General features: G+C 59.6%; 14 protein-coding genes. 9 read left to right on the top strand and 5 right to left on the bottom strand.

Annotated elements, in window-relative coordinates:
• Window positions 1–8 precede the first annotated feature (8 nt).
• The 4 genes from ACZ5A6_RS01085 to ACZ5A6_RS01070 are packed head-to-tail and all read right to left on the bottom strand — an operon-like array spanning window position 9 to window position 4561.
• On the bottom strand, window positions 9–2276 hold the full coding sequence (locus tag ACZ5A6_RS01085) for a chemotaxis protein CheA (RefSeq protein WP_003514998.1): 2268 nt from the start codon (window positions 2274–2276) through the stop codon (window positions 9–11).
• Window positions 2277–2292: 16 nt separating this feature from the next.
• On the bottom strand, window positions 2293–2658 hold the full coding sequence (gene cheY1 / locus ACZ5A6_RS01080; protein ID WP_003493773.1) for a chemotaxis response regulator CheY1: 366 nt from the start codon (window positions 2656–2658) through the stop codon (window positions 2293–2295).
• Window positions 2655–2954 (bottom strand): STAS domain-containing protein, encoded by a 300-nt coding sequence (locus ACZ5A6_RS01075; protein ID WP_013635450.1) that lies wholly within the window; start codon window positions 2952–2954, stop codon window positions 2655–2657. The genes cheY1 and ACZ5A6_RS01075 overlap by 4 nt, the downstream gene beginning before the upstream one ends.
• Complete coding sequence (locus ACZ5A6_RS01070; RefSeq protein ID WP_081308557.1) at window positions 2954–4561, bottom strand: globin-coupled sensor protein; 1608 nt, start codon at window positions 4559–4561, stop codon at window positions 2954–2956. The genes ACZ5A6_RS01075 and ACZ5A6_RS01070 overlap by 1 nt, the downstream gene beginning before the upstream one ends.
• 504 nt (window positions 4562–5065) lie before the next feature.
• Here ACZ5A6_RS01070 and ACZ5A6_RS01065 point away from each other — a divergent pair.
• From ACZ5A6_RS01065 to mnhG, 7 genes are all read left to right on the top strand, one after another.
• Complete coding sequence (locus tag ACZ5A6_RS01065; protein WP_026330635.1) at window positions 5066–5443, top strand: hypothetical protein; 378 nt, start codon at window positions 5066–5068, stop codon at window positions 5441–5443.
• A gap of 106 nt (window positions 5444–5549) precedes the next feature.
• A complete protein-coding gene (locus tag ACZ5A6_RS01060) occupies window positions 5550–8468 on the top strand; it encodes a monovalent cation/H+ antiporter subunit A (protein WP_065658358.1) in 2919 nt (972 codons plus the stop codon).
• Window positions 8468–8803 (top strand): Na+/H+ antiporter subunit C, encoded by a 336-nt coding sequence (locus ACZ5A6_RS01055; RefSeq protein ID WP_003514993.1) that lies wholly within the window; start codon window positions 8468–8470, stop codon window positions 8801–8803. The genes ACZ5A6_RS01060 and ACZ5A6_RS01055 overlap by 1 nt, the downstream gene beginning before the upstream one ends.
• The gene (locus ACZ5A6_RS01050; RefSeq protein WP_162731096.1) at window positions 8800–10446 is read left to right on the top strand and encodes a monovalent cation/H+ antiporter subunit D; all 1647 of its coding nucleotides are present in this window, start codon (window positions 8800–8802) and stop codon (window positions 10444–10446) included. The genes ACZ5A6_RS01055 and ACZ5A6_RS01050 overlap by 4 nt, the downstream gene beginning before the upstream one ends.
• Window positions 10443–10931: a Na+/H+ antiporter subunit E gene (locus ACZ5A6_RS01045; RefSeq protein WP_162995157.1), complete on the top strand. Its 489-nt coding sequence runs from the start codon at window positions 10443–10445 to the stop codon at window positions 10929–10931. The genes ACZ5A6_RS01050 and ACZ5A6_RS01045 overlap by 4 nt, the downstream gene beginning before the upstream one ends.
• Window positions 10928–11209, top strand: coding sequence for a K+/H+ antiporter subunit F (locus ACZ5A6_RS01040; protein WP_003514989.1), 282 nt, complete (start codon window positions 10928–10930; stop codon window positions 11207–11209). The genes ACZ5A6_RS01045 and ACZ5A6_RS01040 overlap by 4 nt, the downstream gene beginning before the upstream one ends.
• Entirely contained in the window at window positions 11206–11550 is a 345-nt protein-coding gene (mnhG, locus tag ACZ5A6_RS01035; protein ID WP_003514988.1) for a monovalent cation/H(+) antiporter subunit G, read from the top strand. The genes ACZ5A6_RS01040 and mnhG overlap by 4 nt, the downstream gene beginning before the upstream one ends.
• 10 nt (window positions 11551–11560) lie before the next feature.
• Here the strand turns inward: mnhG and ACZ5A6_RS01030 are convergent, their stop codons facing one another.
• A complete protein-coding gene (locus tag ACZ5A6_RS01030; RefSeq protein WP_236776006.1) occupies window positions 11561–12064 on the bottom strand; it encodes an alpha-ketoglutarate-dependent dioxygenase AlkB in 504 nt (167 codons plus the stop codon).
• Between the two features lie 263 nt (window positions 12065–12327).
• Here ACZ5A6_RS01030 and ACZ5A6_RS01025 point away from each other — a divergent pair, with 263 nt between their 5' ends.
• The gene (locus ACZ5A6_RS01025; RefSeq protein WP_337322171.1) at window positions 12328–12621 is read left to right on the top strand and encodes a hypothetical protein; all 294 of its coding nucleotides are present in this window, start codon (window positions 12328–12330) and stop codon (window positions 12619–12621) included.
• Entirely contained in the window at window positions 12618–13343 is a 726-nt protein-coding gene (locus ACZ5A6_RS01020; RefSeq protein WP_464111022.1) for a hypothetical protein, read from the top strand. The genes ACZ5A6_RS01025 and ACZ5A6_RS01020 overlap by 4 nt, the downstream gene beginning before the upstream one ends.
• Window position 13344 lies beyond the last annotated feature (1 nt).

The following is a 13344-nucleotide window of genomic DNA, read 5'->3' as shown; positions in this document are numbered from 1 at the left end:
ATCCGCCTTCAACCCGTCGCCGCGAGTGACATTTCCTGTTTCAGTGGCTGCCCGCGCGAAGCGCTGACGATGGCGTCGACATCCAGAATGAGCGCAACGCGTCCGTCACCCAGAATGGTGGCGGCGGCAATGCCTGGAACATGGGTATAGTTGGCTTCCAAAGACTTGATGACGACCTGGCGCTGGCCCTGGATCGCATCGACCATCAGGGCGCGCTGGCCGCCGCCTTCCGATTCCACCAGAAGCGCCACGCCTTCCACAGGATCGGCCTGGGTCGGACGGAAGTTCAGAACGCGTCCCACGTCGACCAGCGGGCAGAAAGAGTTGCGGATGGAAATCAGCCGCTGGTTGGCGCCGAAGGAGTGAATGTTCTTCGCTTCCGGCTGCAGGGTTTCCACGATTGCCGTCAACGGAACGACAAGCGTCTGGCCGGCCACGGTTACCACCATGCCGTCGAGAACGGCAAGCGTCAGCGGCAGGCTCATGGTGAAGGTCGAGCCAAGACCGGGGCGCGAGGAGATGTTGATGCGGCCGCCGAGCGCCTGAATGGAACGCTTGACCACATCCATGCCGACGCCACGGCCGGAAATGTCGGAAATCTTGTCCGCGGTAGAGAAGCCCGGCGCGAAGATCAGATTGTCGATCTCCTCATCGGTGAGGTTCGCATCGGCGGCAATGAGATCATTGTCGATCGCCTTCTGGCGAACGCGCTCGCGGTTGATGCCCGCGCCGTCGTCCTGAAGCTCGATCAGGATGCGGCCCGACCGGTGCTTGGCGGAAAGCTTGATGGTGCCTTCCGGGTTCTTGCCAGCGGCTTCGCGTTTTTCCGGCGTTTCGATCCCGTGGTCCACCGCATTGCGGATCATGTGCGTCAGGGGTTCGGCCAGCTTGTCGATGACCGTCTTGTCGACTTCCGTGTTCTCGCCTTCGGTAACGAGGCGGATCTGCTTGCCGATCATGTCGGCAACTTCGCGAACGATACGCGACATGCGCTGGAAGACAGGCTTCACCGGCTGCGCACGGATCGCCATGACGCTGTCCTGGATTTCGCGCGTCAATTGCTGGAGTTCGTCGAGACCCATGTTGACGGCAGACGTGCCGCTCGCATCGTTTTCGATGACGCTCTGCGACAGCATCGCCTGATTGATGACAAGCTCGCCGACGAGGTTGATCAGGCGGTCAACACGGTCGAGATCGACACGGATGGTCTGGCCGGCGCTTGCATTGGCCGCGGCATTGGCATTCGCCTGCGCTGCGGCCGGCGCTGCCGCAGCCTCACGCTTTTCGATGGCGGCGTTGACGCTCTGGGCGATCTGCGTCGTTGCGACGGCAGCCTCGACGACTGCGGCAACGTAGGGCTCTTCGGCCCCGGCGGTCACAACGGCCGGTTCCCCTTCCGCATCGCCGTCGAGAGCCGACAGGTCGAACGGAACCGGGATCATCGGCAGCTCTTCCGCATCCGCGGCAGTTTCCGAAAGAATCGGGATGATTTCGAGATCGCAATCCCATTCGGCGAATTCGAAGACGCTGCGGATTCCCTCTTCACCCTTGTCGGTCGAGATCAAAACCGTCCAGGAGAAATAGGACGCTTCTGGATCGAGCTTGTCGAGCGAGGGCAGTTCCGACAGGTCGCAATTGACGCTCATCTCACCGATGCGCGAGAGATCGCGCAGGAGAAGGGCTGCTTCATTGCCTTTCGAATAAAGCGATGCGTGCGGCTTGAAGGTTATCTGGAAAGACGGCGTCTCCATCAACGGCGTCGTTTCATCGGCAAAGTCCGAGAAGGAGAACGGGATCGGCTCGAAACCGCTATCGTCTGTCGGCTTGGGCGCAACGGGTTCCGGCATCTTTGCGACAACCGGCGCTGCCACCGGCGCGGATGCGTGGACGGTTTCGCCGTTGGCCAGGGCTTCCAGTTCCTTGACGAGGCCACGGGTGCGGCTTTCGTCGACGCTGCCGCCGTCTCTCGCCGCATTGGTCAGGTCCGCCAGCACGTCGGCGGAACGCAGCATGACTTTCAGGACGTCCTGTGTCGGTTCCAGCTTGTTGGAGCGAACGCAGTCGAGGGTCGTTTCAAAAACGTGGGCGAAGGCCACGAGATCATCCAGACCGAAGGCACCCGCCCCGCCCTTGATGGAATGAACGGCACGGAAAACGGCGTTGACGGTTTCCGGATCACGGTCACCGTCATTCAATTTAAGAAGCCCCGATTCCAGTTCCGCGAGTTGTTCCTCGCATTCCTGGAAAAAGATTTCCTTGATTTCGTTCATATCCATCGTGAAATGTCCCGTATCAGGCAGTTACGCGTTCAATGGCATCGATGAGCTTCGCAGGATCGAACGGCTTGACGATCCAGCCGGTCGCACCGGCCTGACGGGCGCGGTTCTTCTTCTCTGCGTCGCTTTCGGTCGTCAGAACGAGGATCGGTATGGCCCGGTACTTCTCGTTGCGACGCACACCCTCGATGAAGCCGAAACCGTCAAGACGGGGCATGTTGATATCGGTCACGATGACGTCGGGGTTGCTCTGCTCCAGCACTTCGAGACCCTCAATGCCGTCTTCGGCCTGAATTGTCTCGAAACCGGCATTGTTGAGCGTGACCAGGAGCATGTTCCTGATCGTTCTGGAATCATCCACGGTAAGAACTTTTTTCTTCACTTCTTGATCTCCTTCAGGAGCAAATGATCGATTTCGACGCCTATCAGTTTCATGGTCTTGTCGAATGCATCGGACACTCTGGCAAAACCGAACGGCTTGCCGTCCTCTTCCCAGGACTTGGCACCGGCCATCAGGACCTGGGCGCAAAGCGCACCGATACGTTCCACCTCGGACGCATCCACCGACAAAGGTGCTCCTCTCAGCGTCATCAGCTTGCCGTGCAGCGCCGATGCCTCGTTGAGATCCAGCACCGGTGACAGTTTCAGCGTCGCCTCAGCTGCTTTTCTGGCTGCCATTACATGACTCCTTGGCGTCTGAATTGTTGGTAATCCTGGCCGTAATCCGTGCGGTTATCCGCACGGGCCACAAATGATGTGTCCTGCCGAGCCGTAGCGGCAACAGCTGCCGCCTGTCCCTGACGGGCAATGCGGAATTCGCGAATGGTGCGGCCGAGTTCCAGAATGACAGTGTGAAGCGTATCGGCCTCCGAGGAGCCATTGCCCATATCGGCAAGGTTCCGGTCAGCCTGTCTTTGCTGTTCACCGATGTCGGCAGCGACTGATTCCAATTCGCCGGCGTGCTCTGCCGCGTGCCGGGAGACCTCGGTGATCATGTCGTTGATGCCGGATACCTGCCGGACGACACCGCCGATTGCCTCCTGCGTGCGGTTGACCATGTGCACGCCGCCTTCGACCTGCTTTTTCGTGGAGCCAACGAGGCTTTTGATCTCTCTTGCAGCGTCTGCGGAACGCTGGGCCAATGCCCGGACCTCCTGCGCGACAACGGCAAAACCGCGTCCGCTGTCACCGGCGCGTGCTGCCTCGATGCCGGCGTTGAGGGCGAGAAGGTTCGTCTGGAAAGCGATCTCGTCAATCGTGCCGATGATCCGTCCGATCTGCTCGGCGGATTGCTCGATATCCGACATGGCGTTTATCGCCTCACCGATTGCCTTGCCGCTTTCAACCGCCGCCTCACGGGCATGGGAAACCGCCGTCTCCGCCGCCGAAATGCGGGCGCCGTTTTCGGCCACATCCCCGATCATCGTCTGGATCGCACGGGAGGTCTCGGCAAGGGCTGCGGCCTGCTGGCGGGAGCGCTCCGCCATGGAACGGCCAATGTCGGCAAACCGCGCGCTCAGCGCCTCGGCTTCACCGATGCTGTTTTGCGCCGATGTCAGTGACGCGCCAATCGTCTCGAGTGCCGCATTGAAAGTGGCAGCAACGTCGCGGTAGGCGTCGGGCACGTCGCCGCCGATGCGGGCCTGCAAATCGCCTGCGGCAAATGCCGTCAACGCTTCGCCCAGCAACCTTGCGGCTTCAGAGCGGTCATTGTCACGCTGTTCTGCCAGTTCCCGGCCATGGCGCAGGCGCAATTCATTGAAGCGCAACGATACGGCAATCTCGGTATCGACCATCACCAGACGGACGACGTTCTTGACGGCTTCCGCCAGTTCGCGGCTCTTTTTGCGGTTGCCGGGCAGGATGGAGCGCGGCGCGTGCTCAGTCACCAGACCGCCCAGAAGATGTTCCAGAACGACGGCATGGCTGGCGATCTGCCAGCGCGGATCGAGACCCATGCGACCGGCATTGTCGGAAAGCACTTTCACCCGCTCGGCATAAAGCCCATCGAAACGCGCATCGGTCAGCACGCTCCAGTGCGAGGATTGCAAATCGTGCAGGCGGTCGAGCTGGTTTTCGCTTTCGAAAGACGGCGAACAGTCCGGCATGGACTGGAAACGGTTCATCACATCGCGCAGGCCGGCCTTAACGTAAGGCTCCAGCATGCTGCGATAATTGCGCAGGAAATCGGATTGCGTCTCGTCGAGGCCGGCAAAGCGCAACCGCCCCGCCAGGCTTGCGCCTGCCGATCTCCGCGCTTGTTCTGATGGCAAGTCCTGCCCCAACCGACGACCCCAATAATATGACGGCCGGTAAAACCCGGCCAAATGGCAAGGTTCAGAACGCCAGCACCCTTAAGGGGGATTTTTGAACGAACATACCCATCGCGGACGATGCGGCATCGACGCTTGCCTGACCTTCTTGAACCAAGAAACGAAATACCGGATCGGGCCCGGTACGGCAGTGCGGCGTCATGCCTGGAAGGGGAGATAACCCCATTCCGCCGTGGAAATACCATCAATCTTTATGGTTAATTCCTTGCTTGAAAGTTAAGAAACATCAGCACCGGCGTCAAACGGTAAAATTTGTAAAAGCTTTTAGCCATTGTCGCCCCTACTTTGCCGCAAACGGGCAAAAACGAAAAGGAATCGGACGCGACGGGCGGTTTTTCCAGCCTGTGCGCTGGACAAGCGTGTCCGCCTTCCCCTAAAACAAATCAACGGGATATTCGCTCAGCGGTGATGCTTTAGAGAGACCTTTACGATCAAGGAGACGCCAACTTGTTACGGATGGAGAAATGCCGCTGTTCAAGGCGCCATCCGCAAGTGTTGATCGGTCTTGTGGTTGCGAGCCTGCTCGTCATCATCGGCTTTCAGGCGCCATCCGGCATCAAGGCAATCTCAAAGACCAGCCGTCTGGAACGATTGCAGACGGCTGACCTAAGCCACTCCCCCTCGCCTCGCGATAAGGACTGCACCACCGGCGACGATCACGGCTGCAAGGCTCACAACGGTGCTCCGGGGCTTCGCCCCGTCGGTTTTCCCTCGACCATCCTGCGGATCGTGGCTGACGCCAAACCGGCCGTCACGCCTGTTGCCATCGCGCCACAAACTTTCCGAGACTTTGCGAACGTGATTCCAAGAGCACCTCCGCATATTATCTCTTAGTCATTCCGGCGGTCCTCATCATTCGGTTCCTTGCGAACCTTGAGGGATCGGAGTCGTCGGAAACCCGCCGTAGGCTCCAATTCCAGAGAGAAAACCGCCGCCGCATATGACACTTGCAACCGTTCTACCATTTATTATCGCATTGCCGTTCGTCGGCGCTCTCATAACGGCCTTCATGCCGCGCGAAGGCGCGGCCGCAAGCGCGGCCTACGTAGCAAGCGCCGTAGCCCTCTTCGGCCTGGTCGGCAGCATCCTTCTTTATCCAAATGTCAGTGGCGGTGGCGTGCTGAAATACGATGTGGAATGGCTGCCGCAGCTGGGGCTTAATTTTACCCTGCGGCTGGATGGCTTCGCCTGGATTTTCGCGATCCTCATTACCGGCATCGGCCTGCTCGTGGTTCTCTACGCCCGATATTACATGTCGGCTCAGGACCCTATTCCACGGTTTTTCGCCTTTCTGCTCGCCTTCATGGGCTCGATGCTCGGCATAGTGCTGTCCGGCAACGTCATTTTGCTGTCGATCTTCTGGGAAATGACCAGCATCTTCTCGTTCCTGCTGATCGGCTACTGGCACCAGAATGCCGGCGCGCGCGATGGCGCCCGCATGGCGCTGACCGTGACCGGCATCGGCGGCTTCAGCCTGCTCGCCGGGCTTCTGATACTCGGCCACATGGCGGGAAGCTACGATCTGGACAAGATCATCGCGGCCGGTGCCGATATCCGCGCCCATTCCCTTTATCTGCCCGCACTTATTCTCATCCTTGGCGGCGCGCTGACGAAAAGCGCACAGTTTCCGTTTCATTTCTGGCTGCCCAATGCGATGGCGGCGCCCACGCCCGTTTCCGCCTATCTGCACTCGGCCACCATGGTGAAGGCCGGGGTTTTCCTGCTGGCGCGGTTCTGGCCGGTGCTGGCAGGCACGCCGGAATGGTTCTGGCTGGTGGGTGCTGCAGGCGTCATCACCCTGCTGCTCGGCGCCTATTTCGCCATGTTCCAGCAGGACCTGAAAGGCTTGCTCGCCTATTCCACCATCAGCCATCTGGGGCTCATCACCACGCTTTTGAGCCTGGGCAGCCCGCTTGCGGCGGTTGCAGCGATCTTCCACATGGTCAACCACGCCACCTTCAAGGCATCGCTGTTCATGGCAGCCGGCATCATCGACCATGAAACCGGCACGCGCGACATGCGGCGACTGAGCGGGCTTTACACCTATATGCCGGCAACCGCGACGCTCGCCATGGCGGCGAGCGCTGCAATGGCCGGCGTACCCCTGTTCAACGGCTTCCTCTCCAAGGAAATGTTCTTTGCCGAGGCCGTCGAAACCCACGCAGACTCGCTGCTGGACCGGGCTTTGCCATACGTCGCGACGTTGTCAGGCGCCTTCGCCGTCGCCTACTCGCTACGCTTCATCCACACGGTCTTCTTCGGCCCCAAGCCGGTTGACCTGCCGAACCCCAATCCGCATGAGCCGCCGCGCTGGATGCGTTTCCCGATCGAGTTCCTGGTTTTCGCCTGCCTGATCGTCGGCATCGTTCCGAGCCTGTCGATCGGCCCGTTCCTGCATTCGGCCGTGCTTTCCGTTCTCGGTCCGCAAACGCCCGTCTACAGCCTGTCGATCTGGCACGGTTTCAACCTTCCGCTCATCATGAGTATTGCGGCACTCGGCGGCGGCGTTGCCATCTATGCCCTGCTCGGCGGCTATTTCTCCCGCTGCGACGACGGCCCGCCGATCTTCCGGCATCTTCGGGGACAGCGCATCTTCGAGCGCATTCTCGTCACCGTGTCCTGGAAGTGGGCGCGGTGGCTGGAAAGCACGCTCGGCACCCGGCGCCTGCAGCCGCAGCTGAGGCTTCTGATCCTCGTGGCGATTCTTGCCGGTTTCTCGCCGCTTTTCCTCTCGGAATTTTCATTGTCGCTGCCGCGCGTGACGTCCTTCGATCCGATCTTTGCCATTCTGTGGCTGATCGGCATGATCGCCGCGCTGGGTGCCGCCTGGCAGGCGAAATATCATCGTCTCGCCGCACTCATCATGCTCGGCGTCTCCGGCCTTGTCACCTGCCTCACATTCGTCTGGCTTTCTGCACCCGATCTCGCGATCACCCAGTTGCTGGTCGAAATCGTCACCACCGTTCTGATCCTGCTCGGTCTCAGATGGCTGCCGAAACGCTTCGAGAAGGTGGACAGCAGCGATGAATTGCCGGCGCAGCTTCGCCGCGCCCGTGACTTCCTGCTGGCCGCAGCAAGCGGCATTGGCATGTCCGTCATCGCCTATGCGGTCATGACCCTGCCCGTGCCGAACGCCATCGCGACCTATTTCCTCGAGCGCGCTTATTCGGAAGGCGGCGGCACCAATGTCGTCAACGTCATCCTCGTCGATTTCCGCGGCTTCGACACGTTCGGCGAAATCGCGGTGCTGGCGATCGTGGCGCTGACGGTCTTTGCGCTGCTTCGCCGTTTCCGCCCTGCGCATGAAAGCATCGGGGTGCCGGAACAGCAGCAGATGCAAAACGCCTTCGATGCGGAGCGGCCCGACCGCAGCAAGGGCGATACGGTGCGCGACTATCTCTATGTACCGTCCATCGTCATGCAATGGATGTTCCCGGTTATCGTCACCTTTTCGATCTTCCTGTTCATACGCGGCCACGATCTGCCCGGCGGCGGCTTTGCGGCCGGCATCACCATGGCAATCGCGTTCCTGCTGCAATATCTCGCCGGCGGCGCGCGCTGGGCGGAGGATCGCATCCGCATCCTGCCGCTGCGCTGGATGGGCTTCGGCCTTCTGATGGCGGCGGCAACCGGCATGGGGTCCTGGTACTTCGGCTATCCGTTCCTGACCTCTTATTTCCAGTACACGGAGATACCCTATATCGGCAAAATGCCGACGGCATCCGCCTTGCTGTTCGACCTCGGCGTCTTCTCGCTGGTCGTCGGCTCCACCGTTCTTATTCTTATAGCATTGGCACACCAATCGTTGCGTAACTACCGCGTTCGCACGCCTGAAGCCGCAAAAGCGGAGGACGTGTAATGGAACTCATTCTTTCAATCGGCATCGGCATCATGACCGGCTCCGGCGTCTGGCTGATCCTGCGCCCACGCACTTATCAGGTCATCGTCGGGCTTTCGCTGCTGTCCTATGCCGTCAACCTGTTCATCTTCGGCGTCGGCGGCATCAAGACCAATGCGCCGCCGGTGCTGGTGAACGGCGTCGACAGTTCCACGCTTGCCGACCCCGTGCCGCAGGCGCTGGTGTTGACGGCAATCGTCATCGGCTTTGCGACGACTGCGCTGTTCCTCGTCGTGCTTTTGGCCGCCCGGGGGCTTACCGGCACCGACCATGTGGACGGGAGGGAATCGAAATGATGTCGTTCCCCTTCCACATCGTCATCGCGCCCATTCTGGTGCCGCTGATCACCGCAGCCCTCCTGTTGTTCTTCGACGAGCGCCAGCGCGTGGCGAAGGCCGCCATCAGCCTTGCCTCGACCGTGATATTGCTTGTTGTCGCCATCCTGCTGTTCCGCGAGGTGAACTCGACGGTCAATACCGAGATTGCGGCGGTGGTTTCGAGCGGGGTCTATCTGCTCGGCAACTGGCCGGCGCCCTTCGGCATCGTGCTCGTTGCCGATCGCCTCTCCGGGCTGATGGTGCTTTTGACGGCCTTGCTTGCCATTCCCTCGCTGATCTATTCGCTGGCGAAATGGCATAAGGCAGGCGCGCATTTCCATTCGCTGTTCCAGATGATGCTGATGGGCGTCAACGGTGCTTTCCTGACCGGTGACCTCTTCAACCTCTTCGTTTTCTTCGAGGTTATGCTCGCGGCATCCTATGGTTTGCTGTTGCATGGCTCCGGTCAGCAGCGCGTCAAGGCCGGGCTGCATTACATCGCCATCAACCTCGTCGCCGCATTGTTCTTCCTGATTGGCGTCAGCCTCATCTATGGCGTCACCGGCACGCTGAACATGGGTGACCTTGCCCACCGCATCGACGGCCTCAACCCGGACCAGCGCATGCTGCTTGAAACCGGCGCTGCGGTTCTCGGCATCGCGTTTCTGGTCAAGGCTGGCATGTGGCCGCTGAATTTCTGGCTGCCTTCCGCCTATGGCTCGGCTTCAGCACCTGTCGGCGGGCTGTTTGCTATCATGAGCAAGGTCGGCATCTACGTCATTGCCCGCCTGTCCTTCCTGCTTTTCGGGCAGACGGCCGGGGAATCGGCCGGTTTTGGCCATGATGCCCTGCTTGTCGGCGGCATCGCCACCATCATCTTCGGCGCCATCGGCGTACTCGCCTCGCAGGCGCTTGGGCGGCTGGCCGGGTTTTCGGTTCTGGTGTCCTCGGGAACGCTTCTCGCCGCCATGGGCACCGGCAATCCCACGGTTGCAGCCGGCGCGCTCTATTATCTCGTCAGTTCCACACTCACCATCAGCGCTTTCTTCATGCTGATCGAACTGGTGGAACGCGGGCAGGATGCCGGCGCGAACGTTCTTGCCGTAACCATGGAAGCCTATGGCGAGGGCGAAGAGGAGGAAGAGGAAGAAGAAGTCGGCGTGACCATGCCCGGCACCATGGCGGTGCTCGGGGCGTGTTTTGCAGCCTGCGGCATTCTCCTCGCCGGTCTGCCGCCGCTCTCGGGTTTCATCGCCAAATTCTCCATGCTTACCGCCATTCTCAACCCTTCAGGGCTGGGGGCCAATGACACCGTCTCCACCCTTTCCTGGTGGCTGGTCTTCCTGATTGTCTTTGCAGGTTTCGCCTCGCTGATCTCGATGACCCGCGCGGGCATCCGCACCTTCTGGGCCTCCCTCGAAGGCACAGTACCGCGTGTTCTCGTCATCGAAATAGCGCCCATCATGCTGCTGCTGGGACTGACACTCGCCATGACCGTGCAGGCGGGGCCGGTGATGCGCTACATGCAGGAGACGGCGCGTATTCTCGATCTGCCGGCCAGCTACATTCAGGGCGTCATTTCCGCCCCGAGAGCGGGAACCAATCCGGAGGGGCAGCCATGATAAGCCGTGTCCTGCCCTACCCACTGCTGACGCTGTCGCTGATCATCTTCTGGATGACGATCAACAGCTTTTCAGCCGGACATCTGCTGCTAGGCACCGGTGTGGCCCTCATCGCCTCCTGGGCTATGGCGTCGCTCCGGCCGGCAAAACCGCGCATCCGCAACTGGCACAAGCTCGTCAAGCTGATCGCGATTGTGCTTTACGACATCGTCCTGTCCAATATCTCCGTCGTGAAGATCATTCTGTTCCAGCGCGAGAGAGATCGCAAATCCGGTTTCCTCGCGGTGCCGCTCGATATTCGCGATCCGATGGGATTGGCCGTTCTGGCGACAATCCTCACCTCGACACCGGGAAGCGCCTGGCTCGAATATAATTCCAGCCAGGGCACGCTTCTGCTTCATGTTCTCGACGATGAGGATGAGGCGGCCTGGATAAGCCTCATCAAGAACCGATATGAAAAACTTTTGATGGAGATATTCGAATGAGTTCGATTATCCTTTTCTGGTCCTTTTCGCTCGCGCAGCTGATGCTCGCCATTGCCATGACGATTTCCGTTTACCGCATCGCCATCGGCCCACGTGCCCAGGACCGGGTGCTCGGCGTCGACACGCTCTATGTCAACGCCATGCTGCTTCTCTTGACCTTCGGCCTGCGCACCGGCAACGACATCTATTTCGAAGCCTCGCTGCTCATCGCGATCCTCGGCTTCGTCTCCACCGTTGCCCTTTCCAAATTCATGATGCGTGGCGAGGTGATTGAATGAACAATGCCGCAGAATTTCCGCTCTGGGCCGCCATTCTGGTGGCGTTCTTCGTCCTTCTGGGCGCCTCGCTGACGCTGATCGGCACCATCGGCTTTGCCAAGCTCAACAGCTTCTACGAGCGCCTGCACGCACCGACGCTCGGCACCAGCTGGGGCACCGGCGGCATCGTCATGGCCTCGATCATCTATTTCTCCGTCTCCGGCGACCGCTTCGCCTTCCACGAGATCTTCATCGGCATCTTCGTGACGGTGACGACGCCAGTATCGCTGATGCTGCTGGGGCGTGCCGCGCTTTATCGGGACCGGGCGGAGCAGAATACGGATAACAGAGAGCATCTGTAGCACCGCGGACTCAGACAAGTTTTGTGTGAATTACCTTCCTGAAGGTCAAGGAAACTTTCCTGCGACGGGCTGTCCTTAGGCCGTTGACAACATCCGATTTTCGCGACGGAGTTTCATGGGACCAATCGTAACGGCCGGCATCTTCAAGCAAGACGACGGAGCAAGGCTGAAGTACAACGCTTCTAATGTCCGGTCCGTGCAATTCGCGAAACACCATTTCACAGGTGGATAAAAGGCTTATCGATACTATCGTGTCGTCAAAGCACGGAACACAGTCGACATGCGCGCTGATGCCCTGTCCGGGGAGATATTCGTTTGCGATGACCTGATCGGGCAAACTCCTGCAGTATCCTGTTTCAACCAGACGTTCTGCAAAGATTTCCAGCCACGCCGGCAACTTGCCCAGATAGGCATCTGCCGTAATAGCGCGCGCTTTATAATCGTACCGGTAGCCAAAATGTTGCACGCGACGCTTCAGCTCCGTGTTCCATTCACCAGCATCAAGCATCGCCATAACGGATGCCTCCTCCCTGAAGAAAGGAAGTCATCAAAATAGATTACGCCACGCGGCAGATGAGAGGCGCTTATCCGATGATCCACTTGCGGGCAGCTTTCCGATTGTTGGACAAGTAGGCAGACGTAACGCATCGAGTTACATCGTCCGCGCTAAAAAACCGATGACAACGGAAGCAATCTAATCTTGCCAGCGCGGAGGAGGCAACACGCATTCAATTCAGGAAAAAATGAAATTAAGAATAATGGTGCCCGGAGGCGGATTTGAACCACCGACACGCGGATTTTCAAGCCGCGCCTGTCGAGCCGAAAACAGCACCTTATGCCGAAATTTTTGTCAAACCCGCTATCGAAAGTCAAGCACTTAGCGGGAACTTGTCAAACACTTTGGACACCGTCCAAGCCCGCGTAAGAGAGGCTGCGCTGTGGCTTAGCCTCAACCCAATGACGTTACATCCGGTCGTAACGATCCGTCGTCGTTTTGCCTTGACGGTCATGGAGGCGGCGGACGCCGCGAAGCTTGCTCGTTCCCTTTCCAAGCCGGGGGCAGGCGAATGACGAATTATCAGCCCTCCGCCGCGCTCCTTCGCACACGCATCGTTTGCCGCTCCCCTCGCGCCAACGATGATTACTTTGCAACAGGCGCGGGAACGAAGCCCGCGTCTAAGGTCTACGAGAAACAGGCATCGGCCCGCGCGGCTGACCGCGTGGTGCAGCAGGCGCGCCGCAAGCACGTGACCAGCGAAGAACGTTCCAAAGAAATACAGCGCCGCCGGAAATGGGCGAGCGGTGGCAACATGCCACCCGAAATCCGCGCCTGCTACTCTGAGGCCGAACGCGCCGCGCTCGCTGTCATTGCAGATCGTTGCCGCAAGAAAGGCTTCTGCGACCTTTGCCTTGACGAAATCGCCCGCGTGGCTGGTGTCGGTCGGACTTCGGTACAAAACGCCATCCGCAAGGCGCGCTCGAAGGGCTTGGAGCATATCTCGGTTCGCGAGCGTCCGCAGACCTTCGGCAAGAACCTTACGAACATCATCAAGATCATTTCGAAGTCGTGGGGCAGCTGGATCATCCGGGCGATAGGGTTCAAAGGTTTGAACACTTCAGTGAGTAAGGTAAAAACCTCTCTCTTCGAGACTGCCGAAAAGGAGAAAACGGCTTTTGAGAGGGGGTATGCGGCTTCCGCTCGAAATCCCTCAAATCGGCCTGACCAACGGCAAGCGCAGCCGGGCATGAACCGCACGGGCTGGTGGCGAGCTTCCACCGCATCGCATGGCTAGA

The sequence above is a fragment of the Agrobacterium sp. 6Ca8 genome (assembly GCF_055382765.1).
This window is presented reverse-complemented; position numbering and strand designations above follow the sequence as displayed.

Bases quoted from the DNA above. Each gene is read 5' to 3' on its own strand.
- ACZ5A6_RS01085 (WP_003514998.1), bottom strand. From the start codon at position 2,276: ATGGATATGAACGAAATCAAGGAAATCTTTTTCCAGGAATGCGAGGAA.
- ACZ5A6_RS01075 (WP_013635450.1), bottom strand. From the start codon at position 2,954: ATGGCAGCCAGAAAAGCAGCTGAGGCGACGCTGAAACTGTCACCGGTG.
- ACZ5A6_RS01065 (WP_026330635.1), top strand. From the start codon at position 5,066: ATGGAGAAATGCCGCTGTTCAAGGCGCCATCCGCAAGTGTTGATCGGT.
- ACZ5A6_RS01060 (WP_065658358.1), top strand. From the start codon at position 5,550: ATGACACTTGCAACCGTTCTACCATTTATTATCGCATTGCCGTTCGTC.
- ACZ5A6_RS01055 (WP_003514993.1), top strand. From the start codon at position 8,468: ATGGAACTCATTCTTTCAATCGGCATCGGCATCATGACCGGCTCCGGC.
- ACZ5A6_RS01050 (WP_162731096.1), top strand. From the start codon at position 8,800: ATGATGTCGTTCCCCTTCCACATCGTCATCGCGCCCATTCTGGTGCCG.
- ACZ5A6_RS01045 (WP_162995157.1), top strand. From the start codon at position 10,443: ATGATAAGCCGTGTCCTGCCCTACCCACTGCTGACGCTGTCGCTGATC.
- ACZ5A6_RS01040 (WP_003514989.1), top strand. From the start codon at position 10,928: ATGAGTTCGATTATCCTTTTCTGGTCCTTTTCGCTCGCGCAGCTGATG.
- mnhG (WP_003514988.1), top strand. From the start codon at position 11,206: ATGAACAATGCCGCAGAATTTCCGCTCTGGGCCGCCATTCTGGTGGCG.
- ACZ5A6_RS01030 (WP_236776006.1), bottom strand. From the start codon at position 12,064: ATGGCGATGCTTGATGCTGGTGAATGGAACACGGAGCTGAAGCGTCGC.
- ACZ5A6_RS01020 (WP_464111022.1), top strand. From the start codon at position 12,618: ATGACGAATTATCAGCCCTCCGCCGCGCTCCTTCGCACACGCATCGTT.